The organism is Terrimonas ferruginea DSM 30193, assembly GCF_000425585.1.
GTDB lineage: Bacteria > Bacteroidota > Bacteroidia > Chitinophagales > Chitinophagaceae > Terrimonas > Terrimonas ferruginea.
In genome coordinates, this window is record NZ_KE384398.1 from 291,114 (window position 1) to 316,891 (window position 25,778).

A 25,778-nucleotide genomic window follows, 5' to 3' on the forward strand; every position below is an offset into this window, starting at 1 on the left:
TGCCAATATGAAAAAGAAATTTCTTTGCCAACCGGAAGAAAAGGAACAACCTATAGTTAAAAGAAGCATTCTCCACCAGGATGTTTTCAAGTTGTTTCCTGTCCCGCCATTTCTTATCCCGGTTGCTGTCACATCTATCCATCGTAAGTTCTACGTTTTTTAAACCAACAACCTCAACAGTTATGAGAGTAGCATTTTTTGCTGTCACCAAACTCCCTGTAAAATTTTTGCTATGGAGTTTATGTTTGCTGGCCATGAGCACAATTGCTCACGCGCAGCAAAAAGACATCAGCGGCAAAGTCACAAGCAAAACAGACGGCTCGCCGCTGGCTAAGGCCACTGTGGTGGTAAAAGGTACTTCCCGCGGTACTTCCACCAACGAGGAGGGCACCTTCACGATCCGCGCTGCAGCAAATGAAACCCTCAGCGTTTCCGCTGTCGGTTACCTGCCGGTAGAATTGTCCGTAGGAGCCAACACTTCTCTCAGTTTTGAATTGACCGAAGACTCCCGCGAAATGGAAACCGTAGTCGTTACCGCACTCGGCATCCGCCGCGAAGAGAAAGCGCTCGGCTACTCCGTTTCTAAAGTAAACGGCGAAGAGGTGACCAACGCCATGTCCAACAACTGGACCAACTCCCTTACCGGCAAAGTAGCCGGCCTCAACCTGTTGAAGTCCGGTGGCGGTCCTTCCGGCACCAACAAGATCATCCTTCGTGGTGAGAATTCACTGAACGGAACCAGTGAAGCACTCATCGTGGTGGACGGTGTAATCATCAGCGGCTCCAGCGGTCAGATGACCGGCACCGGAAGTTCCTCTTATCTCCAGGGCGAATCGCCTGTCGATTTTGGTACCAGCCTCAATGATATCAATCCTGAAGACATCGAATCCGTTACCGTATTGAAAGGTCCCGGCGCTGCTGCATTGTATGGCGCACGTGGTGCCAATGGTGCAATCATCATCACCACCAAATCCGGCAACAACGCCAAGAAAAAAGGGCTCGGCATTACCTATAACATGAATGCTTCCATCGACAAGATCAACCGCTGGCCCGATTATCAGTATGAGTTCGGACAGGGTGCTACCGGTCAGCATACCTGGTATTCTTATAACGATTCTGAAGACGGACCAAGCACACGCAGCACCAGCTCTGCATGGGGACCCTCCTTCAACGGACAATCATATTATCAATACGACCCGGTTACACGCACCAAAAGTGAAGTGCGCACACCCTGGGTTCCTTATAAAAATAACCGCAAGGATTTCTTCGAAACTGGTAAGAATCTCATCAACACGCTCACCATCGATGGCGGAAATAAAAACACGTCAGTCCGTCTTTCGCTGACCAACCTCAAGAATAGCTGGATCATTCCCAACACCGGATATGATCGCAACACAGTGGCGTTGTCTGTGAACCAGAAAATCTCCGACAAGCTGACGATCGCTACCAAAGTAAACTACACCAATAAAAAAACGGATAACCTTCCTTCTACCGGTTACAATAACCAGTCGATCATGTATTTCATCAGAGGCATGGTTCCCAATGCCAACCTAGACTGGTTCAAGGATTATTGGGTACCCGGACAAGAAGGTATTGCGCAGACACGCCCCTTCAGCAGCCTGCTCGACAACCCCTATCTCATTTCTTATGAAATGCTGAACAAGTCTAACCGCCACGGTGTGATCGGTAATATCTCTGCAACTTATAATTTCACCAAAGACCTGAGCCTGATGGTGCGCACCGCGCTCGACTTTGCCTCAGAGTTTCGCTCGCAACAACGTCCTTTCGGCGTAAACAAATTTGCAGAAGGCATGTTCCGTACGCAGAACATATTCACCCAGGAGATCAACTCCGACTTCCTGCTGCGCTACAATACACGTTTCTCGCGCAAAATCCGCGCGGGCTTCTCCGCCGGCGGCAACAGCATGACCAACCGTTATATCCGCGACGAACTCCGTGCCGACCAGCTGAATTATCCGGCTATTTATACATTGGCCAATACCAAAAACCCACTGGTCGCACTTCCCTATCGCGCCAATTACAAAGTGAATAGTTTCTATGCGCTGGCACAAGCTTCGTATGATGATTTTATTTTCATCGACGCCACCGCGCGCCAGGACTGGGCAAGCACATTGGCCACACCAACTTCTACCAAGAACACCGGATTCTTTTATCCCTCTGTTAATGGCAGCGTAGTGGTTTCTGAAAAGGTAAAAATGCCGGCGCCCATTTCCATGTTGAAAGTCCGTGGTTCATGGGCACGCGTGGGTAGCGGTGGCATTGTTCCTTACCGCACTTCCTACACCTATGATCCGACCTTGTTCCCCGGTGGTGCAAGCAACCCCACTGCTATCGCCAACCCGGATCTTAAATCATTGCTCACCACCAGCGTGGAAGCAGGTCTCGATATCCGTTTCTTCAAAAACAAATTGAACGTCGACATTGCCGTTTACCGCAACAATACCAAGAACGATATCTTCCGTGTACCGGTTGATCCTTCCTCCGGTTATTCGGCCATTATTGCCAATGCCGGTCTCGTACGCAACCAGGGCATAGAAATTCAGGTGAATGGCAATGTACTCACCACAAAAAGCGGTTTCAGTTGGAACGTTTTCGGTACTTATACTGCTAACCGCAACCGGGTGGTTGAACTCGTAGACGGAACCGACACCTATGTAATGTCGACCGGTCCTGCAAACCGTGGCTCTATCGAAGCCCGTCCCGGCGGTCGCATGGGCGATCTGTATGGTATCGGTTATGAACGCAGCCCGGATGGCCAGATCATCTACAATGATCAGGGCATGCCTACACGCACCACGGCCGTTAAATATCTCGGCAATACCAATGCTAAATGGAAAGGAAGCATCGGCAGCGAACTCAAGTATAAAAACTTCCGTTTCAATTTCCTGTTCGACGGACAGTTCGGTGGCGTAGCTTATTCACTCACGCACGCAGTATTGATGGAAGAAGGCAAGTTGAAAAAATCTGTTCCCGGCCGTTATAACGGTATCATCGGTGATGGTGTGCGCTGGGATGCGGTCAACAACAAGTACGTTCCCAACGACATTCTCGTTACCAATGTTCAGGCTTACTACGATGCGCACTTCAACCGCGACAACATCGAGTCCAACACGTTCAGCACAGACTTCATCAAGTTTCGTGAAGCACGTCTCGATTATAGTTTACCAACAAGACTCACCAACAAGCTGAAACTGACGCGTGCATCGATCGGTGTATATGGACGCGATCTTTTCGTCATTACCAAATGGCCCTCATTCGATCCGGAGTTCGGCACACTGAATGATGGCCAGATCAATGCCGGATTTGAAATCGCACAGTTTCCGTCAACACGCTCAATGGGTATAGCTCTTACCGTAGGTTTTTAACCTGAAAAAACTAACAACATGAAACGTTCACTTTTTTCCATAGCAATCATCTTCACGCTTTTAAGCATGAGCGCATGCAATAAAGATTTTGAAGAAACCAATACCAACCCGAATACCGTTCCGGTTACCAGACCTGAATCCCTGCTGGAGTCGGCTATTTACCGGATGGTGCAGGCCAATCAGACAAGGGCGCTCCGTCTCACGCACGAACTGATGCAGGTGCATGTGACGACGGTAAACTCCGATGAGATCCATCGTTACATCATCCGTCCTTCCGAATCGGATTATATGTGGAACGCCTGGTATCTGCAGATCACCAACTTCCGCGACATGTACAACAGCGCCAAAGAACTGGCACTCGTTCCAAGCCAGTCGTACTATTATTCTTATATGGGTATTGCGCGTGTAATGGAAGCATGGTCTTTTTCTTTGCTCACAGACACTTACGGCGATGTGCCTTTTTCAGAAGCAACGCTCGGGAGATCAGACAATATCTATCAGCCAAAATTTGACCGTCAGCAGGACATCTACGACAGCCTGTTTAAAAATCTCGAAGAAGCCAATACCTTGTTTGCAAGAAACGATACGCTTATTCCCGATGCGGCAAAACAACGCGATCCCTTGTATGGCGGTAGTATTTCAAAATGGCGCAAATTCAGCAATGCCCTTTACCTGCGCCTGCTGCTCCGCGCTTCCGGACGTCCGGAAAGTAATGCGGCAGCCAAGATACAGCAGATCATTGCCACGCCGGCAACTTATCCTTTAATGGCCAGCAACGAAGAGTCGGCTGTGATCCGTTTTACTACTACGCCTCCTTTCGTTTCCGCTTTTAATACCTATCGTGATTTTGATTTCAACGGCGACAACGGTCTCAGCCAGTTTTTCATCAATACATTGAACTTATGGGAAGATCCGCGCCGTACCAAATGGGCTTCGACTGTAGGCAGCAACTACGAAGGTGTGCCTAGCGGTTATATGCCCGGCCAGGTGCCCGAGAGACTCTCCTTTTACCTGGCTACGCTGAAAAATGAACCGCGGCTCGGCAACATTCTCAGCTATCCCGAATTGCAATTCATACTGGCCGAAGCGGCATTGAAAGGCTACAGCACCGGCAATGCAAAAACTTTGTATGAAAACGGCGTTAATAATGCCATTACTTTCTGGGCGCTGACCGTACCCACCGGGCATCTTGCGAAACCAGGCGTTGCCTGGGTAGATACCGAAACAGACGCACAGAAATTGGAAAAGATCATCACACAGAAATATTTCACTTTCTTCTTTACGGATTTCCAGTCATGGTTTGAATACCGCCGCACCGGATATCCTGATCTGCCGATCGGCCCCGGTGTACAGAACAACCGCATCCTTCCAACGCGGCTTGTCTATCCAACCATCGTGCAATCGCTCAACCGTGTCAACTACAATGAGGCGGTAAGCAGAATGGGCGGCGACAATATGTTGATCAAAGTATGGTGGGACGTAAACTGATCCATTTCTATTAACCAGTAATACAGCAACAATGACAACGCGCAATATTATATTTAATGGCCTGGTATTGGGAAGCTTCCTGATGGGCATGGCCTCCTGCATAAAAAAATACGATAACCCCGCAGAAGGCACGATGGGTGCTGCCACTTATATCTATGCCGTTCGCGAGGCTTATCGCGGCAATGAGATCACACTCAATCCTTCTACGCTCGGCGGTGCCAGCCAGATACAGGGAGTAGTGATCTCCGATGCAGCAGCCGGCAATACAGAACCCGGCCTGTTCTTTATCCAGCAAACGGTTGCTTCAGCCAACCAGGTGGGTGATATTACCCGCGGCATCGCCCTTCGCATGAGCAGCGGTAACGTTACCTGGAAAACAGGCGATTCACTTCGTATCAATGTGGAAGGCATGAAACTCGACCGCATCAACGGACGTCTCACGATCAGCGGTGTAACCGAAGACCGTGTAACCAAACTGGCAGAGAACCGTACACCGCTCGTGCGTTCTGCCAACCTGGCGATGCTCAATGTAATGATGCTGGAATACGAATCTTCGCTTGTTGCCGTACACGCCGATGTAAAAGATTATGCGGCCGGTGTACTCTTTGGTGGCGAGCGTACATTGAGTGATAACACAGGTCCGCAGTTCGGGCTTGTTACCAGGAATGAAGCGGCATTCGCCGGTGCGCAAACACCCATCAATGCGCAATTCACAGGCATCCCGGGTTACTTCAATGCATCCGGAAAAGACACCACCGGTGCTAAACGTATTCTGCAACTTCGCAATATCAATGACACCGCATTTCTGAGTGGTGCTATTTACAGCAATTTCCCCGAAAACTTCGAATACCCCGATGCTTCTGCCAAATCGAGTTATAACGTTACGGCTACTGCCAACAACATTGATCTGGCTTCCGGTAACTGGAAACTGCAGCAGGCGATTCTGGGTAATACGGTGATTCGCGACAAATACAATCTGCCCGGCAAACAATGCATCCGCATGCAACAAAACCTTACCACCAGCGGATATGTGCAAATGAACTTTGACGTAACGGAAGGTGCCTCAAAAGTGACGGTGTTCTATGGAAAATATTATACCGATCCCAGTTCAACTTTCCGCCTGGAATATTCAATTAATGGTGGCACCACGTGGGTGAACGTTGCGCCTAACGTAAGTTACATGCCCGACCGCGGATCTTTGCAGGCGACGTTCCGCGTGAACGTTACCGGTAATGTACGTTTCCGCATAAACAAGCTTGGACTTGGCGCTTCATCTTCCACTGTGTTCAACGGACGTTTGTGCCTGGAAGATATTGTCGTGTATAAAAAACTTTAAGCCGTATTTTTAATCCCTCACAGTAGCTGATCCGATATGCAAAGAAGAAAATTCCTTCAACAACTTGCCTGGTTGGGTGGTGGCCTGATAGCCGCCGTTCAATTGCCTGCACAAAACATTTTCGCCCGCGACGGAAAAATCAGCGGGCGTGTAAAATCCGGTAAAAAAGGTTTGGCCAATGTGGTGGTGAGCGACGGATATTCGGTGGTAGCTACCGATGCCAAAGGCAATTATGAGATCGACCTTCATCCCGCAGCGCGATCCGTATTTGTGTCCACGCCGGCCGGTTACGCGTTCTTACACGAAGACCATGTAGCCCGCCATTATCAAAAGGTAAATGGTAAACGTGCGAATTCACTCGACTTCGACCTGCGCGAACTCAAGCGCAGTGACGACGAACATCAATTCATCATCTGGGCCGACCCGCAGGTGAAGAGTGACAAAGACGTACAGAAAATGCTCGAGCAGTCTGTACCTGATGTACAGAAGCTGGTAAAAGCCGCCGGAAAGGATACATTGCTGCACGGTATCACCGTTGGTGATATCGTTTGGGATGAATCCAAACATTTCGATGATTACACCCGTGCTGTCGGCAAAATGGGCATTCCGTTTTTCCAGTGTCTCGGCAATCATGATATGGACTACAACAAAGGAGGTGATGAAACATCAGACACCACTTTCCAGGAACACTACGGCCCGACTTTTTATTCCTTCAACCGCGGGCAGGTACATTATGTGGTGATGGATAATGTTCGTTACCTGGGTAAAGACCGTGAGTATGACGGTTTCTTTCAGCAACACCAGCTCGACTGGTTAAAGAAGGATCTGTCGTTCGTACCGGAAGACAAACTGATCGTTCTCTGTGTACACATTCCCGTACACAATGGCGTAAAAAATAACGCCGACCTCTATGCGGTACTCGGTAGCCGGAAAGTGCATATCATGTCGGGACACACGCATTATCACCGCAATGTGATCAAAGGAAATATCTACGAACATAATCATGGCACCGTGTGTGGCGCCTGGTGGACCGGCCCGATCTGCGGCGACGGCACCCCTTGCGGTTATGGCGTTTACACTGTTAAAGGAACCGATCTTCAATGGTATTATCAAGCCACAGGTGAGTCACCGGATTACCAGATGGCTTTATTTATCCAGGAAAAAGATGGTGCAAAAGAATTACTCGCCAACATCTGGAATGCTGACCCGGCATGGAAAACAAGTTATTGGGTAGATGGTGTGGAGAAAGGCAGTCTGCAACAGTTCACCGGTTTCGATCCGCTGGCTTATTCAACTTTATTAGGACCGGACCTCCCCAAACCACGCGGTTTTGCAGAGCCGAAGAAAACGGAACATATGTTCCGTGCCGTATTGCCCGCCGGTGCGAAAGAAGTGAAGGTGGTGGCCACAGACCGCTTTGGAAAAGAGTTTGTCAACACGCGCCAGGTACCCGCATAATGATCATTCATTCATTGTCCTAAAGCAAACAACATGCGTTATTTTCTTTTCAGTATTGCCGTTCTTTTTATAACACTGCAATCAGCGGCACAGCAACCGAAGTGGGACAGCACGTTCCGGCCAGGCAGCTATGCGCTTAAAGTGGACCAGTTCCGCAGCTATCCCAATTCCCGGAAGGATATTATTTTCCTGGGAAACAGCATTACGGCTGGCGCAGACTGGAATGAACTCCTGGGCCTGCCGCAGGCACGCAACCGCGGTATATCGGGCGACATCACTTATGGCGTACTGGAGCGTCTCGACGAAGTAACAGCCGGAAAACCTGCAAAAGTGTTTGTGCTGATCGGCATCAACGACATGGCACGCAGCATCCCTGACTCTGTGATCCTCTCAAACTATGAAAAGATCATTCACCGCATCAGGAAAGAATCGCCAACTACGCGTATCTATTTCAATACACTATTACCGGTGAACAATAGTTTCCCGGATAAAAATCATTTCAATAAAGACGAACACATCGCTGCGCTCAATGCCGGTCTCCGGAAAATAGCCGCACGCGAAAAGATTACGCTGATCGATATCCATGATCATTTCCTGGACAAAGACAAAAAACTCGATAAACAATATACGTATGACGGACTGCACCTGAATGCAGCCGGTTATACGCATTGGGCATCACTGTTGAAACCGCATATCGCGAACTGATCACTGTCTATTATTTAAACTGATGAGAAAAACAACTTACCTCCTGAGCGGGTTGATCCTGCTCGGCGCCTGTACTGCATCCAAACGCAGTCAGCAACAGGAACGATTGCCATTGCCTGCGTTCAACAAAGAAGGCCATCGTGGCACCCGCGGGTTCATGCCCGAGAATACCATTGCCTCCATGTACAAAGCCATCGACGATGGTGCCAACACGGTAGAGATCGATGTGGTTTATTCAAAAGATAAAAAAGTGGTGGTATCGCACGATGTTTTCTTTCACCAGGATATCACCACTACGCCCGAAGGCAAAACACTAACGGCAAAAGAAGCTCAACAACGGTTGCTGTACCAGATGGACTACGACAGCATCCGCAAATACGATGTAGGCATGAAGCCACATCCTGATTTCCCGTTGCAAAAGAAAATGCCGGCCATCAAGCCGCTCCTGTCCGATCTTATCGATTCGATCTATAGCTATGCCGCCTCCAAAAAGCAATCCTTAATCCTGAACATCGAACTCAAGACCAATGAAAAATACGACGGCATAAAGACACCACCGGTCGAAGAATTTGTAGAGGGTGTCATGGCGATCGTGAAAGAAAAAAAGATCGAAACCAAATGTTACCTGCAATCGTTTGATTTTCGTCCGCTGCAGATACTGCACCGGAAATATCCCCACATCACCACCGCCGTGCTGGTGGGTGGCGGAGAAAAACGCACGCTGGCACAACAACTGGACGAACTCGGTTACACGCCGGAGATGTACAGTCCTCACTATTCTGCGGTAACAGCCGAACTGGTAGCCGAATGCCATAAGCGCGGAATGAAACTCATTCCCTGGACCGTGAACACACCGGAAGATATTGCGCGGATGAAAGCACTGGGTGTGGATGGTATCATTACTGATTTCCCTGCCTATCTTTAAGTAAGGCTTTTTATAACACTAACAGATTGCTCATGCCTGATTACATTTTATCCCTGGACCAGGGAACCACGAGTTCCCGCGCCATCATCTTTGACAAAAAAGGTAACATCGTTGCCACGGCGCAAAAAGAATTTACCCAACACTTTCCTCAATCCGGTTGGGTAGAACATGATGCCAACGAAATATGGAGCACGCAGGTAGGCGTTGCCTCAGAAGTAGTGGTGAAAGCCGGTCTGCATACCGGCGACATTGCCGCCATCGGCATTACCAATCAACGCGAAACCACCGTTGTGTGGGACCGCGATACACATCTTCCCATCTGCCCCGCTATCGTGTGGCAGGACCGCCGTACGGCAGACTATTGCGATAAATTAAAGAAAGATGGTTCCGCGGAAATGATCCGTGAAAAAACCGGACTGGTAACAGATGCCTACTTCTCGGGCACCAAAGTAAAATGGATCCTCGACAACGTGGAAGGTGCGCGTGACAAGGCACAACGCGGTGAACTTTGCTTCGGCACAGTGGATAGCTGGCTGCTCTGGAAGCTCACCAATGGGGAAGTGCACGCCACCGACGTATCGAATGCCTCCCGCACGTTGTTATTCAATATTCATACGATGCAATGGGATACCGAATTGCTCAGCCTCTTTGGCATTCCTGAAAACATGTTGCCCGAAGTACGCTCCAGCAGCGAAGTATACGGCCATACCGAAAATATTCTGAGCGCGGCACGCATTCCTGTAGCCGGCATTGCCGGCGATCAGCAATCTGCCTTGTTCGGACAAATGTGTACCGAGCCCGGCATGGTCAAGAATACCTACGGCACCGGATGTTTTATGTTGATGAATACGGGAGAGAAACCCGTCGTTTCCCAAAACAACCTGTTAACCACTGTGGCCTGGAAGATCGATGGCAAAGTGCAATATGCGTTGGAAGGAAGCGTATTCATCGGCGGCGCTGTTGTTCAATGGCTGCGCGATGGATTGCGTATCATTCAGACATCCAAAGACGTGGAAGAACTGGCACGCAAAGTATCCGATAATGGCGGCGTATACCTGGTGCCCGCCTTTACCGGATTGGGCGCTCCTTACTGGAATCAACATGCACGCGGCACGATCGTGGGTATATCGCGTGGCACATCGGACGCACATATTGCGCGGGCCGCAGTTGAAAGCATCGCGTTTCAATCGATGGATCTTTTGCAATCCATGGAAGCAGACGCCGGCATTCCTATCCGTGAATTGCGCGTAGATGGCGGAGCCACGGTGAATGATCAATTGATGCAATTCCAAAGTGACCTGCTCAACACCAAAGTGATCCGCCCCGATGTTACGGAAACAACAGCACTGGGTGCGGCTTATCTCGCAGGACTTGCCACTGGCTTTTGGAAAGATGTGGAAGAAGTGCGGCAGAACTGGAAAGCCAATAAAACATTTGAACCAACAATGGACGATACGCAACGCCGTACACTTCGCAAGGATTGGCAGCGTGCCGTCAAAGCCGCACAGGCATGGGCCGATGGCGAATAAATACCTGATCAATCAACCTTAAAATTGCTTAGCATGTCCCCATTTATCGGAGAATTTTTCGGCACTGCCCTGCTTATCCTGCTCGGTGGTGGTGTGGTTGCCAATGTGGTGTTGAATAAAACAAAAGGTCAGTCCAGCGGATGGATCGTTATTACGTTTGGCTGGGCCATGGCGGTATTTCTTGGTGTATACGCTTCTACCAATCTTGGTGGCAGCGGACACCTGAATCCGGCTGTTACCATTGCGCTCGCCACCTTTGGCGACTTTGACAAAAGTTTATTGCTGCCTTATATCGGAGCGCAGTTTGCCGGTGCGTTTGCCGGCGCCATGTTGGTATGGATTACTTACAAACAACATTTTGATGCCACGGAGGATGGCGGTCTGCAACTGGCGGTGTTCAGTACGGCACCGGCCATCCGCAATCCTGTATACAATCTTGCTACGGAAATCATCGGCACATTCGTGTTGTTGTTTGGTGCATTGACCATCTCCAAACCCGGCGCTACGCTGGGTGCGCTGGATGCATTGCCCGTGGCACTGCTCGTGCTGGGCATTGGCCTTTCCTTAGGCGGACCTACAGGTTATGCCATCAATCCTGCGCGTGACCTTGGTCCCCGCATTGCACATTTTGTGTTGCCTATGCCCAATAAGAGCAGCAGTGATTGGAGTTATGCGTGGGTGCCCGTAGTAGGGCCCATTATCGGGGGATTGCTGGCGGCGTGGTTGTTTTTTAGTGTGACGCCGTTTTAATTCAAAAGTCAAAATTCAAAAGTAAAAAAAGTGAATACGCGTTGCGTCTTAATTTCTTTGCGCCTTTGCGTGAAAAAGAAATGCCGGTGTCACGCAGAGATGCATAAGTAGCAGAGGCGCAAAGAGTTTTTGACTTTTGAATTTTTACTTTTGAATTGCTTCACACGCTTCTACTATTACCGCACATGCCTCCCTTATTTGTTCCAATGAAATATTCAGGGGTGGGGAAATTCTCAGACCGGCTGCTTCAAAGAGAAACCAATCCGTTAATACGCCTTTGGCAATGCACGCGTCGATCACAGCCTTGTTGGTTTCAAAGGAATCGAAACCGACCGACAACCATAAGCCGAAGGAACGCACATATTGAATGCGGGGATGTTTGAGCAGGGAAAGAAACAATGCTTCTTTCTCCGCCACTGTTTCAGCAAGCTTCTCTTCCAGCAATACGTCGAGTGCGGCCAGCCCTGCAGCACAACAAACCGGATGTCCGCCAAAGGTGGTAATATGCCCCAGCACCGGATTTTCAGTAAAGCGGTCCATGCGCTCTTTCGACGCGATGAATGCGCCCAATGGCATGCCACCACCCAACGCTTTTCCCAGTAACAAAATATCCGGTACTACATCGAAATGTTCAAAGCCCCATAGCTTACCCGTGCGGCCGAAGCCCGCCTGCACCTCATCGAGGATCAACAGTGTGCCTGTTTCCGTACATTTTTTTCTTAGCGCCTGCAGCCATCCTGCGGGAGGAGCTTTTACTCCGCCTTCGGCCTGTATGGTTTCTGCAAATACGCAGGCGGTTTCTTCCGTGATGTATTCAAGCGCTGCGGCTGTGCCATAATCGAGATGATAAATACCCGGCAATAACGGCCGATAGGCATTGCGCCAGTATTCATCGCCCAATATGCTCAATGCTCCCTGTGTAGAGCCGTGATAGGAATGATTGAATGCAATGATCTTTGTTCTGTTGGTGAGGCGCTTGGCCAGTTTCATGGCGCCTTCCACTGCTTCTGCACCGGAATTGGTGAAGTAAACGGAATTCAGGTTTTCGGGTAATAAGGAGCAGAGTTTTGTGGCATATTGCACCTGCGGTGATTGTACAAATTCACCATATACCAGCACATGGAGATAAGCATCCAGTTGGGTCTTTATTGCGGCAATCACCTTCGGATGACGATGCCCGGTGTTGGCTACGCTGATGCCGCCGATGAGATCGATATATGTTTTACCGGCCGCATCTGTGAGCGTTGCACCTTCTGCTTTCACAATTTCCAGTGCCAGTGGTGCGGGAGATGTCTGCGCTACATGCCGGAGAAATAATTCACGTTGATTCATTGCCACAAAGATACGGTGGAAGGTAGAAGCTTCGGCCTAAGGCGTAAGGCTTAGGGCGTAAGAGTAGTAAGTTATAAGTAAAACAGCCGGCCCCCTTGCTCCTTGAGGTTCTCGAAAGGCAAGGGGAGCGGGTGCTTCATTCACGATTGACTCCCGACACTTCGGGATCACCATTCACCATTCACTATTCACCACTTATTCACTTATTTTGCATCCATGGCACTTATTCTTCCGGTGGAAGGCAAACTTCCCCAATTCGGCGACAATTGTTTTCTCGCCCCCAACAGCACCATCGTGGGTGATGTGATCATGGGCAGCGACTGCTCCGTGTGGTTCAACGGCGTTATCCGCGGTGATGTGAATTTTATCCGCATGGGCAATAAAGTGAACGTGCAGGATGGCGCCTGCATCCATTGTACTTACCAGAAGTACGGAACAACGATCGGCAACAATGTTTCTATCGGGCATCACGCCATTGTACACGGTTGTACTATTCATGACAATGTGCTGATCGGTATGCGTGCGGTGGTGATGGACAATGTAACAGTACACAGCAACACCATCATTGCGGCCGGTGCCGTGGTCTTAGAAAATACCGTCTGCGAAGCCGGTAGCATCTATGCCGGCGTGCCCGCCAAAAAAGTGAAAGACATTTCCCAGGAACTGATCAGCGGTGAAATCAACAGAATAGCAGAGAATTACGTCAAGTACGCAGACTGGTTCAGGTAAATTCAAAAGTAAAAAGTCAAAATTCAAAAAGGGATTAAGTTGCAGTAGTAGGCTTTAAGGTAAACAGCCAGGGTTGTTATGTAGTATAAATCATTCACTTATTCACCGATTTACGACTGGCTTCGAAAACTTCAGCCACCCAATAATTAGCGCCCTTGTGGTCTGGAGACCAACAAGCAAGAGTCAGACTTTTTTGATAGGTTAAGGTCAACTTCGTACCTGACTCAAGTTTGTACAGGTCCGTTGGTCTGGAGACCAACGGTGGCGGGATGTCGGATTGACAGCCTTTAAAATCTTCCGAACAGTTGTGATCTGGAGACCAACAACGTGCGGCACCATTCACTTATTCACCGATTGACCTATTGACGATTCACGATTCACGTTTTTACTTCTGAATTATCGTATCTTCGTATCCCTCATGAAAAAACTTGGATTTTATACCGTACTGGTCGCAGCCTCCCTGCTGCTCACCCGCTGCTCCCTTTTCAGGAAAGGTTCCGGCTGCCCAACAGATGGACGTAACGTGGGTGCCGAAAAAGTACTTTCCGGCGACATGAGTTCCAAAGAGATGAAAAAAGCCCGCAAAGCCAAGTTCAGGGGATAACAATTTCTTCATGCAGCTTTCCGGCGAACCGCGCTGTCTTTGAGGATGTACCTGCATCCTTAAATCTTTACGTCATGCCCCTTACCCTGCGAACCGAACTGGGATACACTGAAGCCCTCATCACCGATGACGGCACCCTCCGCGAATTTTACCGCACCGCCGATATCCTCAACCAGGATATGCATATCAAATTTGTGAGTAAAGAAGATGATTTCGACAGCCTCAACTGGGCTTTCAGATTCAAAGGGCATGAGCTTACCCTTCAATACAGCATTTACACAGGTATTACCGTTTTCCCCAGTAAAAACGACGCGGCCGCACCCAAAGACAATAAAGCGGTGGAAGATTTTGCAACCGTTTTGAAAGCGACATTGGACGCGCGTTCTGCGCGTGTTTAGTAACCTTTGTCTTCCAGCGTTTCCACAATGGAAACATAACTGAGATAACGGTCCATATTGATTTCCCCTTCCGCCACGGCCTCTTTTATGGCGCAACCCGGTTCATTCAGGTGCTGACAATTATTGAACTGGCATCCTGACAACCGCTCACGCATTTCAGGAAAATAATGTGATACCTCCTGCTTCTCCACATCCACTAATCCAAACTCACGCATACCGGGCGTGTCGATGATGCGGCCACCTTCAGGAAGGTCATACATTTCGGCAAACGTAGTAGTATGCTGTCCCTTGCCACTCCAGCCGCTTACGCCTTGTGTCTTGAGATTTTTATCGGGGAAAATGACATTCAGCATAGACGATTTTCCAACGCCACTGTGCCCGCTGATCAGCGAAGTTTTGTTGAGCAGCAGTTCTTTTAATTCTCCGATACCCTGGCCGGTAACGGTACTAACCAATAATACTTTATAACCGATGGCGCTGTACATTTCTTCCCACTCGGCAAACTTGTCGAAGTCTTTTTCGCGATAGAGATCTACTTTGTTAAATACCAGCAGTGCCGGCACATGGTACATTTCGGATGCCACCAGGAAACGGTCGATGAATCCCTGCGACGTACGCGGTTCGCGCAAAGTGGCCACCAATACCGACTGATCGAGATTGGCCGCTACAATATGGTGCTGGTGCTTATGGCGGGGAGACTGACGGTTGATATAATTATTCCGCTCGTGGATCTCGCTGATGACCCCAGTTTCCTGCGTGGATTCGGTTTCCATCTCTACCCAGTCGCCAACGGCCACGGGATTGGTGCTGGTAATATCATCCAGCTTGAGCACACCTTTTGTACGCGCCTGGTACCATTTGCCGGTCTCGTCTTTGACCGTATACCAACTGCCGGTGGATTTATACACTAGTGCTTTCATGCGCTGCGAAGATCAGGATTATAATGCTAACCGCATCAGGGGAATTTTTTCAAAATAGTAGTGCGAAGCACCATTTCCAATAACAAAAACGCGAGTGCGCACAGGATCAGCAGATGAAATTTATCTTCTATTTTTTTATACCGGATGATTTCCACTTTCGATTTTTCGAGCTTATCGATCAATGCATAGATGGTACTCAATCCGTCTTTATCCCGCGCACGGAAAAACCGTCCGCCGGTTTCGGTTGCAATTTTCTGCAATAAACCTTCATCCAAAAAATCGTCTGATGCACGCGGACCGCCGCCGATATCTTCGGCAGACGAAGCGCCCAGTCCCATACCGATCGTATATACTTTCACCTGCTTGGCTTTCGCAATTTCCAATGCCGTCAGCGGATCGATCAGCCGCGTGTCCGGCGCGTCTTCTTTACCATCGGTCAGTAAAATGATCACGCGGCTCTTAGAAGGGCTGGAAGAAATGCGATCGACGGCCGTAGCCAACCCTTCACCGATCAGCGTACCCTGCGCCAGGTAACCGCCGTCGCGCAACTCGAGCGAACGAATCTGTGTAATCAATGTATTGTGATCCGGTGTAATGGGACATTTGGTAAAACTTTCTCCCGAAAAAATCACCAGGCCGATGCGATCGACAGGACGATTGGTAACAAATTCTTCGGCAACCGCTTTTGCCGCTTCGATGCGTGATGGCGGAATATCAGGATCACCCATACTACCGCTCACATCCATGCACAACATGATATCGATGCCTTCACCTTCCGTTTTTTCGTAATCATTCCGGTGCTGCGGACGCGCCAATGCCACAATAATACAAGCCACAGCCAGCATACGTAATATGAATGGCCAGTGCACCATGCGGTTGCGCGCAGATCTCACATTTAAAAAACGTGTGGTGGAAACAGTCATGGCCGCCTGCGAGCGCGCACGGCGACGCAGATACCAGAACGTAAGAAAGGGTATAAAACCAAGAAGAATAAAATTCTCCGGCCAGGCAAACGTGATATTTTTAAACCATTCGTATATCATAACCTATCGTGAAGGCTTTCCGCTTTTTTGTGCTAATTCCTGTTGTGCGCGTATCGCTTCTTCACGCCGTGTTTCATTTTCCAATTCATCGATGGCATTTCCCACCGCTTCAATGCTGAACTGATTTTCTTCTGCCGTTGGCTGATAGCGTGCAAATTTCACAAAGTCGCCCAGCAACAAGGCCTGTGATAAACGGCGTGCCGCTTCTTCGGCCAGGCCCGTTCCTTTCAACTGCCGCATTACTTCATCTGTTGTTTGTTGCAACGTGGGTAATTGCCGGCGTTCCGATACATAACTGCGGAATAGTTCTCCCAGCGTAATATGATAGTTCCTGCTGTCTGTTGACGACTGCTTCAACCGTTGCAATGCCTCTATAGCTTTTTCATACGGCGTCAGCACCACTGCCGGTTTTGCCGGGGCCGGTTTGCGCCTGCTCAGGAAATACCAGAGTAAAATGATCAGCAACAATACACTGCCTCCGAGATACCACAACCATGTAGGATCCGCAGATTCTTTTACCGGTTCGGCATCGAGGATATCGTGTATGGGATTGTAAGGCGCTTCCGGATTAAAAGGGTCGCTGAATGTTACATCAACCGGTAAACTATCGGTGGCAATACCGGCCGACAAAACCATGGCGGGAATAACCCAGGCACCGGAATCAAAACTTGTCAGTTGCAGTTCCTGGCGCAATACGGTGCCACCGCCTTTGTCGGTAGTATCTGTTTTTCCTTTTTGTAAAAACTCAAAATGTGGAATGGTGTCAATGGAGAAAAAGCGGATGGGTTCATTGACCGGAATCTGTGCTTCGAGTGTGAGCGTGAACGGCTCGCCGATCATGATCTTGCTTTTATCGACCGATGCTTTGACGCGTGTAGCTTGTTGTGCCCGCACAACAACAGCACCTGCCAGCAGGAAGCCCGTCAAAAATATATGGATAAATAGCCGCTTCATTTTATTCGTACAACGGTCAGCGATGACGGCTGAGAAAAAACCGTTGCAATACTTTTACATAATCATCGCCTGTCTTTACATGCAGCAGATCGGCGCCTGCTTTTCTGAATGTTTGCGTAGCGTATTCGGTCGCTTTGAAAAACTCCTGCTGGTATTGATACCGCACGTACTTGCTGCTGCTGTCAATTATTCTTCTTTCTCCGGTTTCGGCATCCTGCACCTCCATCAATCCTGCGGCAGGCAATTCCATATCCATGTGGTCATACAATTTCAAACCAATGATATCATGCTTTTTGGAGGCCACGCGCAAGGCATCTTCGTATACACCATCCAGGAAATCGCTCAACACAAATGCGATACTTACCTGGCGTGTGGCATTGGTGAAATAACGCAATGCCTGCGTCACTTCCGTGCCTTTACCTACCGGTTCTTTGGTGAGTAACTGCCTCACGATATACAAAGCGTGTTGTCTTCCTTTTTTTGGCGGAATATATCCTTCTACTTTATCACTGTAAAAAATTACGCCGATTTTATCGCCATTGTTGACGGCGGAAAAAGCGAGCACGGCGGCGATTTCTGTTGCCAGGTCGCGCTTGCGGGCATAGACGGTTCCGAAGTTGGTGCTGAGGCTTATATCCACGAGCAGCATCACGGTAAGCTCGCGTTCTTCTTCAAATACTTTGCTGAACGGATGACCGAAACGTGCCGATACATTCCAGTCGATAAAACGGATATCATCGCCCGCGGCATACTCGCGCACTTCTTTAAACGACATACCCTTGCCTTTAAAGGCGCTGTGGTATTCACCACTGAATACATCGCTGGCCAGTTTGCGGCTACGCAATTCGAGCAGCCGCACCTTCTTAATGATATCGGCGGTCTCGAGCATTAAGGAACGTTTACTTTTTTGAGCACCTCTTCGATCACATCTTCCACTTTCAGGTTTTCCGCTTCGGCTTCATACGTGAGTCCGATACGGTGACGCAATACATCATGGCTGATGCTGCGTACATCTTCGGGTATCACAAATCCGCGTTTGTTGAGGAATGCCTGGGCTTTGGCGGCCAGTGCGAGGTTGATGCTGCCGCGCGGAGAAGCTCCGTAAGAGATCAGCGGCGCGAGTTTATCCAATTGATATTGGCCCGGCCGGCGCGTGGCAAAAACGATGTCGAGAATGTATTGTTCAATTTTTTCGTCCATGTAGATCTGGCGCACCAGGTCTTTTGCATGCAGTACTTCCTGCGTCGTTACCACCTGCCTTACCGGCTCCGATTTGGCACCCGATACATTCTGACGAAGGATCATCTGCTCTTCACTCATGGTGGGATAATCCACCACTACTTTCATGATGAAACGGTCTACCTGCGCTTCGGGCAAGGGGTAGGTTCCTTCCTGGTCGAGCGGGTTTTGTGTGGCCAGTACGAGAAAAGGTTCTTCGAGTTTGAAAGTGGTGTCGCCAATGGTCACCTGCCGTTCCTGCATCGCTTCGAGCAAAGCGGATTGCACTTTGGCCGGGGCACGATTGATTTCATCTGCCAGGATGAAGTTGGCGAAGATGGGACCTTTGCGTACCACAAATTCATTGCGTTGCTGGTTGTAGATCAGCGTACCGATCACGTCGGCAGGAAGCAGATCGGGCGTAAATTGTATACGGCTGAACTGCGCATGGATGGCCGTAGCCAGCGATTTGATGGTAAGGGTCTTGGCCAGACCCGGCACACCTTCCAGCAATACGTGTCCGTTGCTCAGTAAGCCGATCAGCAGGCGGTCAAGCATATGGCTCTGGCCTACGATCACATGTCCTACTTCATTTCTTAATTTGTCGGTAAACTGCCCCGCCTGGCTGATGCGTTCATTCAGCTGGCGGATATCTTCAGCGGTTTTTAGCATAGTTCTCCTTTAATGGTGCTACAAAATACGAACTAAGCTCTGCAAATTATCTGCCGATATGACGAGTGGCGATAAAAATTGCATCTTTTATCGCTTGAAAACCAAAATTTACGAGAGATATTTCCCTACGATCGGCACCCTGCGTCCGATTCCGAATGCTTTCATGCTTACACGGATAATGGGGCAGAACTGGTTTCGTTTATACTCATTGGTATTAACGAGCTTCAGAATGCGCGTGACCAGTGGGGGTTCAAAACCTTTGGCGACAATTTCCTTTGGTCCCTGGCGGCGCTCGATGTATTCGTACAATACGCTGTCGAGAATATCGTATTCGGGCAGGCTGTCGCTGTCTTTTTGATTGGGGCGTAATTCCGCCGAAGGCGGTTTGATAATGATGTGTTCGGGAATGATTTCTTTATCGCGGTTAATATAACGCGCCAGGGCAAAAACCTGCGTTTTGTACACGTCGCCCAATACGCTCAGCCCACCGGCCATATCGCCGTACAAGGTGCCATAGCCCGTTGCCAGTTCACTTTTATTGGAAGTGTTGAGCAGGATATAAGAAAACTTATTGGCGATGGCCATGAGCAGGTTGCCGCGGCTGCGGCTCTGGATATTTTCCTCCGCGAGACTGAAGGGAAGATCGCCGAACACGGGTTTCAGTTCCTGCAAAAATGTTTCATAAATATTTTTGATCGGAATGATATCGTACGGATTGTTCAGGTTTTTGCTGAGTTGCTCCGCATCCGATACCGAATGCCCGCTGGAATATTGCGAAGGCATCAGGATGGCGCGTACATTTTCCGCGCCCAACGCTTCCACCGCCAAAGCCAGCGTGACGGCGCTGTCGATACCGCCGGAAGAACCGAGAATGGCTTTTTTGAAACCCATTTTTTCAAAATAATCGCGGATGCCGAGCACAAGCGCGTGATAGATTTCCTCGATATTTTTTTCGCCGGTCAGATAGGATAGCGTGTCTGTACCCACTCCCACATCCATCGCCGAAAAATAAACAGGTCCCGCATCTGTAACGGGTTCGGTTGATGTAGTGCGGATCTTATCGAGGTCAAAGACCTGGTAATCTTCTGCGAAATATTTCATTTCGGCCACCTGTTTTCCGGCAGCATCATACACGAGGCTTCCTCCGTCAAATACGATCTCGGTTTGAGAACCGACCGTATTGCAGTAAAACATCGGAAGATGGTACTTCTGTGTGTGGGCTTTTACGAGACTGTTGCGCACCACATCCTGTGCATAATTGTAAGGAGAGGCGGAAAGATTGATCATCACATCAGGTTGAAACCGGATGAGTTGTTCCATCGGCGTCACGCGATAAAGCGGATTGTCGCCCATGTTCCAGATATCTTCACAAATAGTAACGGCGAGTTTATGTCCTTTGAAAGTAATCACCTGCCAGTCGAAAGCGGGTTCGAAGTAGCGGTATTCATCAAAGACGTCGTAGTTAGGCAGCAGCGTTTTGTGGATCGTAGCTTTTATTTCTTTTTCATAGAGAAAAAAAGCGGCATTAAACAGGTCTTTCCCTTCCGGGCGTTCGTTGCGGGCGGGTGCGCCGATCAATACGCCGATGGTGTCAGCCGCTTCGCGCACCCGGTCTACTGCGGCATAACACTGATTGATAAAATCAGTGAACTCCAGAAAATCGCGCGGCGGGTAACCACAGATACACAGTTCGGAAAAGACCACGAGGTCAGCTCCCTGCTCTTTTGCCCAACGGATACCCTCCAGTATTTTGTCTACGTTACGATCAAAATTTCCGACATGATAATTCTGCTGTGCCAGTGCGATTTTCATTGTTGTACTTTGAGCAAAAGTAGTAAGTATTAAGTTTTAAGTTATAAGTAAACAGCCGGCAATAAGTGGATAAGTCAATAAATAATGACGCTTTGCTCAAGCATCCTCGTGTGAACCGGCAACCTCTTTCACCCAAAGGCTGGCGCCGGGACCTCAGCCAGCGCAGTCACGGTTGTTGTCGATCCGGTCACCCTGGTTCGTGTATACATGAACCAGGACAATAAAGACTATTGACTTATTCACTCATTCACCCATTGACTTATTCACTTATTGACTTATTGCCCTATTTTCACATCATCAAATTTTCAAATTATCAAATTGTCTGATTTGCGTCCTTATTTCTTTATTCTTATCTGCTCGCTTAGCCTGTTTGCCTGCAAGCAACGGGAAAAAGCACCCGATGTTTCCAATATCCAGGTCAGCCTCAAAACCCTGCGGTTCGATCAGGATTTTTTTGCTATCGACACCAATAACATCGAAGCCGGGCTGGCCGCTGTACGCCAGAAGTATCCTCAACTGCTGCCTCTTTTTCTTCAACGCTTTCTGGAAGCCGAGAACAATGAGCAGGTAAAAGAATATTATCGTTACTACAGGTCGCTGTTCGATTCTTCGCAGAAGCTGTACAAGGATTTCAACGGGATCAACGACAAAATCGCCGGTTACTTCAGGTATGTAAAATATTATTTCCCGGCTTATCAGTTGCCTGATACGCTGTTCACGGTATTGGGTCCGCTGGGTTCTGCGCAAGACCTGGCAGCAGTGGGCAACGGCGATTACAGCGGTTGCTTTCTCGGTCCGGGTTGGGGCGGTGTAAGCCTGCAATTTTACCTGGGCGCCAATTTCTCCTTTTACCAGGAACCGGCATTCGCGAATGCGGTTGCCCCGGTTTTCCGAAGCCGTCGCTTTGCCCCGGAATATATCCCTGCCGATTTTATGAAACTGATCGTGGATGATCTGTTTCCCGACAGAAGCGCCGGCCGGCCGCTGCTGGAACAAATGGTGGAAAAAGGCAAACAATGGTGGCTGCTGGATAAATTCATGCCGGGCGCACCCGACTCCGTCAAGACCGGTTATACGGCCAAACAGCTCGACTGGTGCGAATCCAACGAAGGCATGATCTGGAGCACGATCAACCGTTCGCATCAGGACCTGTATTCCAACTCACCCGCCGTATTGCAATTATATATCGGCGAAGCGCCGTTTACGCAGACCTTGTCACAGGAAGATTCACCGGGCAATATCGGCCCCTGGATCGGCTGGCAGATCATCAAAAAATACATGGAAAATAATAAAGACGTCAAGCCGGAGCAACTGATGAAAACGGATGCCGTGGAAATTATCAACGGCTCTAAATATAAACCGCGCTAAAACCCGTGCGGGACTTGGGTTTTTGCTATATTGTGCCCCTAAGCTATCACGTTAATTCCTGATTGTAGTTATGAAGTCATTATCAGCTCTTACTGACCCGGTTTATGTGCCGAAGGAAAAATTCAATCTGTTTGAACGTCTCTGGCTTCATGTCATCAACGACAAAAGAGACCTTCCGTTTGCCTACCTGCTGACCACGATCCATCTGATCGTGTTACTGCCGGCCATTCTTTTGTTTACTCCCGTATTCCAGGGATGGATCTGGTGGGCAGTGGCAGTGCCTTATTTCTACATCTCGCAATTGTATTTCAAAGGCCGTTTCGGTCTCATGTTCCATTGCATTTGTCACCGCAAGTTTTTCAAGAAAAAATACCAGTGGCTGCATACTTACGTCACCTGGATCATCTGTCCCTTATTCGGTCACGCACCGGAAGGATATTACAGTCATCACCTGGGCATGCACCACGTGGAAAACAACATGGACGACGATACTTCGAGCACGATGTACTATCAGCGCGATAACTTCGGCGACTTCTTAAAGTATTTCTCGACGTTCATCCTGGTGGGTGTTAAAAACACGATCCTTTACCTCTACTACCGTAAGCGCCGTAAACTCTATATGCGGCTGACCGTAGGGGAATACGTATACCTCGCTTTTTGCATAGGCATGTGCTTTGTGAACCTGAAAGCGACGCTGGTGGTATGCATTGTGCCGCTGATCTTCGCACGTTTTGTGATGATGCTGGGCAACTGGACGCAACACTCCTTCGTCGACCACGCAGAGCCGGAAAATCTTTATAAAAACTCTATCAACTGCATCAATACCGTTTACAACCAGACCTGCTGGAATGACGGTTATCATATCATCCATCACCTGCGTCCCGGCATGCACTATACCGAGATGCCGAATGAGTTCCTGAAACGTAAAGATGAATTTGCGGAAAACAAAGCCATCGTGTTCGACGGCATTCACTACCTGCACATTTTTACCTGGCTGATGATGAAGAAATATGATAAACTGGCCGACAACCTCGTCAACATCAATGGCATGTTCAGCAGCCGCGAAGAAGCGATCAGCCTGATGAAGGAGCGCGCAAGAAAATTGCAGAAAGCTTCCTGATCCGCGAACAGGATCAGTTGTATTTGAGCGGAACGATCATTTCAAATTCGGGAATACTTACGTTGAAGAAACGTTTGGAATGCAGATTTTCCATCTGGTATTCACCTTTCATTTTTCCCATCTCGGTGCGGAGGTTGCAGCCGCTTACGTATTGATAACTTTCGCCCGGATTGATCACCGGTTGTACGCCCACCACTCCTTCACCTTCCACTTCCCGGTAGCTGCCGTTGCTGTCAAAAATATGCCAGCTGCGCCGATGTAATTTTACAGGGAAAGCATTGTGATTTTCAAGCGTGATCCGGTAGGCAAACATGAACTCCGATTGCAGCGGGTTGCTGTAATCGGGTTGGTAAAACGTTTCCACGCTCACCTGTATTCCTTCCGAGATCATGCTGCTCATAGGTGGTGATTTTGGTAAAAATAAGCCATTTATACCCTTTTTTAATGTCGCCCAGGGATTATTTCAGTTACCTTTGCGGCGAATTTCTCGCTTATTTACCTGACCGGTACTGATTTTTTCACCAGATAATACCCTGAATAATATGAAAATAGCTGTTGCCAAAGGAGATGGAATAGGACCCGAAATCATGGATGCCGTTCTGCGCATCTTTGAAGCCAACAATACCCCGCTGGAATATGAGTTTGTGGATATGGGAAAATGGGTGTTCGACAAAGGATTCAACAACGGGATGACTCCCGAAGCCAAGATGTCTATCGAAACACTGGGTCTGCTCTTCAAAGGCCCGATGGAAACACCCAAAGGAAAAGGGGTTAAAAGTATCAACGTTACGGCCCGCAAAACCTGGAACACGTTTGCCAACAAACGCGCTTTCCAAACGCTCCATGGTGTGGACACGGTGTTCAGCAAGGCCGGCATTCCGATCGATATTACGGTTGTGCGCGAAAACATTGAAGATACCTACGGAGGTATCGAGCACATGCTTACACACGACGTGGCACTGAGCCGTCGTTTCATTACACGTCCCGGCAGTATGCAGGTGATCCGTTATGCATTCGAAATGGCGCGTCAGAAAAATGCCAAACGCATTACCTGCGGTCATAAAGCCAATATCATGAAGATCACCGACGGTTTGTTCCTCGAGTGTTTCTATGAAGTGGCTAAAGAATTTCCCGAACTGAAAGCAGATGACATCATCGTGGATGACCTCTGTATGAAACTGGTTACGCGTCCCGATACATTTGATGTGGTGGTGCTCACCAACCTGCAGGGTGATATCGTGAGTGATCTTTGCGCCGGCCTTGTAGGCGGCCTTGGATTCGCCCCCTCTGCCAACATCGGTGATCATATTTCCATCTTCGAAGCGGTACATGGTACGGCCCCGGATATTGCCGGTAAAAATATTGCCAACCCCACCGCCCTGCTGCTGAGCGGTATTGCCATGCTGCGTCACGTTGGCCTTACCGAAAACGCTGCCATTATCGAAAATGCTCTGCTCTATACGTTGGAAAGCGGCGTACGTACCGGCGACTTCGGTGACCGCAATAAACCCGCTGTAAATACCACAGAATTTGCAGAAGCCATTATTGCCAACTTCGGTAAAAAACCTGAACAGGGCGCAAAAGAAATTATCGCCAACAAACCAGGCACTCCCGCTCCTTTCAAACTGGAGCAAAACTCGATGATGGTATCCAAAGAAGGCGAGAAAGAGGTGATCACTGGTGTAGATATGTTCATCGAAAGCGACGAACAACCGCATGTGATTGCACACAAGTGCCAGCGTCATGCAGGCGTGAAGTTCAGCCTGGTAAACATCAGCAACCGTGGTACACAAGTATGGCCAACCGGCTCGGTATATACCAACCTGGTTAACCAATACAACGTGCGCTTCGAAAGCCTGGATGGTTCCGCGCTCAGTCAACAGGACATCATCGGCCTTTATGTGAGCCTAAGCGGCAACTTCAAAATATGTTCGCTCGAACTACTGAATATGTGGGGAGAGAAAAAAGGATACAGTCTCGCGCAGGGACAATAAAAAAAGGGGCTTCGGCCCCTTTTTTTATAATGTGTAA

The 25,778-nt window shown here is 49.0% G+C and carries 22 protein-coding genes; 14 read left to right on the forward strand and 8 right to left on the reverse strand.

The window, feature by feature from the left end:
* Positions 1-182: 182 nt before the first annotated feature.
* From H608_RS0113380 to H608_RS0113415, 8 genes are read left to right on the forward strand one after another with little or no spacing between them, the layout of a single operon-like run.
* On the forward strand, positions 183-3,386 hold the full coding sequence (locus H608_RS0113380) for a SusC/RagA family TonB-linked outer membrane protein (RefSeq protein WP_028788119.1): 3,204 nt from the start codon (positions 183-185) through the stop codon (positions 3,384-3,386).
* Between the two features lie 18 nt (positions 3,387-3,404).
* Complete coding sequence (locus H608_RS0113385; protein ID WP_028788120.1) at positions 3,405-4,874, forward strand: SusD/RagB family nutrient-binding outer membrane lipoprotein; 1,470 nt, start codon at positions 3,405-3,407, stop codon at positions 4,872-4,874.
* Positions 4,875-4,905: 31 nt separating this feature from the next.
* Complete coding sequence (locus tag H608_RS0113390) at positions 4,906-6,210, forward strand: DUF5689 domain-containing protein (RefSeq protein WP_028788121.1); 1,305 nt, start codon at positions 4,906-4,908, stop codon at positions 6,208-6,210.
* Positions 6,211-6,246: 36 nt separating this feature from the next.
* Positions 6,247-7,668 carry a calcineurin-like phosphoesterase C-terminal domain-containing protein gene (locus tag H608_RS0113395; RefSeq protein WP_028788122.1) on the forward strand — a complete coding sequence of 474 codons (1,422 nt, stop codon included), beginning with the start codon at positions 6,247-6,249 and terminating at the stop codon, positions 7,666-7,668.
* A gap of 33 nt (positions 7,669-7,701) precedes the next feature.
* On the forward strand, positions 7,702-8,373 hold the full coding sequence (locus H608_RS0113400) for a GDSL-type esterase/lipase family protein (protein ID WP_028788123.1): 672 nt from the start codon (positions 7,702-7,704) through the stop codon (positions 8,371-8,373).
* Between the two features lie 22 nt (positions 8,374-8,395).
* The gene (locus H608_RS0113405; protein ID WP_028788124.1) at positions 8,396-9,298 is read left to right on the forward strand and encodes a glycerophosphodiester phosphodiesterase family protein; all 903 of its coding nucleotides are present in this window, start codon (positions 8,396-8,398) and stop codon (positions 9,296-9,298) included.
* Positions 9,299-9,330: 32 nt separating this feature from the next.
* Entirely contained in the window at positions 9,331-10,827 is a 1,497-nt protein-coding gene (glpK, locus tag H608_RS0113410) for a glycerol kinase GlpK (protein WP_028788125.1), read from the forward strand.
* A gap of 33 nt (positions 10,828-10,860) precedes the next feature.
* Complete coding sequence (locus H608_RS0113415; RefSeq protein WP_028788126.1) at positions 10,861-11,577, forward strand: MIP/aquaporin family protein; 717 nt, start codon at positions 10,861-10,863, stop codon at positions 11,575-11,577.
* A 144-nt stretch (positions 11,578-11,721) separates the two neighbouring features.
* On the opposite strand, the gene H608_RS0113420 is transcribed toward H608_RS0113415, so the two are convergent.
* Positions 11,722-12,909, reverse strand: a complete 1,188-nt coding sequence (locus H608_RS0113420) for an aspartate aminotransferase family protein (RefSeq protein ID WP_028788127.1) — start codon at positions 12,907-12,909, stop codon at positions 11,722-11,724.
* A 216-nt stretch (positions 12,910-13,125) separates the two neighbouring features.
* Between H608_RS0113420 and H608_RS0113425 the strand changes: the two genes are divergently transcribed.
* The 3 genes from H608_RS0113425 to H608_RS0113435 all read left to right on the forward strand — a co-directional run bounded on the left by H608_RS0113425 (position 13,126) and on the right by H608_RS0113435 (position 14,640).
* Positions 13,126-13,638, forward strand: coding sequence for a gamma carbonic anhydrase family protein (locus H608_RS0113425; RefSeq protein ID WP_028788128.1), 513 nt, complete (start codon positions 13,126-13,128; stop codon positions 13,636-13,638).
* Between the two features lie 418 nt (positions 13,639-14,056).
* Positions 14,057-14,242 (forward strand): hypothetical protein, encoded by a 186-nt coding sequence (locus tag H608_RS0113430; RefSeq protein WP_028788129.1) that lies wholly within the window; start codon positions 14,057-14,059, stop codon positions 14,240-14,242.
* 74 nt (positions 14,243-14,316) lie between these two features.
* Complete coding sequence (locus H608_RS0113435) at positions 14,317-14,640, forward strand: DUF3630 family protein (protein ID WP_028788130.1); 324 nt, start codon at positions 14,317-14,319, stop codon at positions 14,638-14,640.
* Here H608_RS0113435 and rsgA read toward each other — a convergent pair.
* The 6 genes from rsgA to H608_RS0113465 form a co-directional block, all read right to left on the reverse strand.
* Positions 14,637-15,560 (reverse strand): ribosome small subunit-dependent GTPase A, encoded by a 924-nt coding sequence (gene rsgA / locus H608_RS0113440; RefSeq protein ID WP_028788131.1) that lies wholly within the window; start codon positions 15,558-15,560, stop codon positions 14,637-14,639. The genes H608_RS0113435 and rsgA overlap by 4 nt on opposite strands.
* A gap of 35 nt (positions 15,561-15,595) precedes the next feature.
* Complete coding sequence (locus H608_RS0113445) at positions 15,596-16,603, reverse strand: vWA domain-containing protein (protein ID WP_028788132.1); 1,008 nt, start codon at positions 16,601-16,603, stop codon at positions 15,596-15,598.
* Between the two features lie 3 nt (positions 16,604-16,606).
* Entirely contained in the window at positions 16,607-17,557 is a 951-nt protein-coding gene (locus tag H608_RS0113450) for a hypothetical protein (protein WP_028788133.1), read from the reverse strand.
* 16 nt (positions 17,558-17,573) lie between these two features.
* Entirely contained in the window at positions 17,574-18,446 is an 873-nt protein-coding gene (locus tag H608_RS0113455) for a DUF58 domain-containing protein (RefSeq protein WP_028788134.1), read from the reverse strand.
* Positions 18,446-19,447 (reverse strand): AAA family ATPase, encoded by a 1,002-nt coding sequence (locus H608_RS0113460; RefSeq protein WP_028788135.1) that lies wholly within the window; start codon positions 19,445-19,447, stop codon positions 18,446-18,448. The genes H608_RS0113455 and H608_RS0113460 overlap by 1 nt, the downstream gene beginning before the upstream one ends.
* A 108-nt stretch (positions 19,448-19,555) precedes the next feature.
* The gene (locus H608_RS0113465; protein ID WP_028788136.1) at positions 19,556-21,259 is read right to left on the reverse strand and encodes an NAD+ synthase; all 1,704 of its coding nucleotides are present in this window, start codon (positions 21,257-21,259) and stop codon (positions 19,556-19,558) included.
* 318 nt (positions 21,260-21,577) lie between these two features.
* On the opposite strand from H608_RS0113465, the gene gldB reads away from it, so the two are divergent.
* A complete protein-coding gene (gldB, locus tag H608_RS0113470) occupies positions 21,578-22,627 on the forward strand; it encodes a gliding motility lipoprotein GldB (protein WP_155990170.1) in 1,050 nt (349 codons plus the stop codon).
* A gap of 70 nt (positions 22,628-22,697) precedes the next feature.
* On the forward strand, positions 22,698-23,747 hold the full coding sequence (locus H608_RS0113475; RefSeq protein WP_028788138.1) for a fatty acid desaturase family protein: 1,050 nt from the start codon (positions 22,698-22,700) through the stop codon (positions 23,745-23,747).
* Positions 23,748-23,760: 13 nt separating this feature from the next.
* Here H608_RS0113475 and apaG read toward each other — a convergent pair whose 3' ends face one another.
* The gene (apaG, locus tag H608_RS0113480) at positions 23,761-24,147 is read right to left on the reverse strand and encodes a Co2+/Mg2+ efflux protein ApaG (RefSeq protein ID WP_028788139.1); all 387 of its coding nucleotides are present in this window, start codon (positions 24,145-24,147) and stop codon (positions 23,761-23,763) included.
* 142 nt (positions 24,148-24,289) lie between these two features.
* Between apaG and H608_RS0113485 the strand changes: the two genes are divergently transcribed.
* Positions 24,290-25,741 (forward strand): NADP-dependent isocitrate dehydrogenase, encoded by a 1,452-nt coding sequence (locus H608_RS0113485; protein WP_028788140.1) that lies wholly within the window; start codon positions 24,290-24,292, stop codon positions 25,739-25,741.
* Positions 25,742-25,778 lie beyond the last annotated feature (37 nt).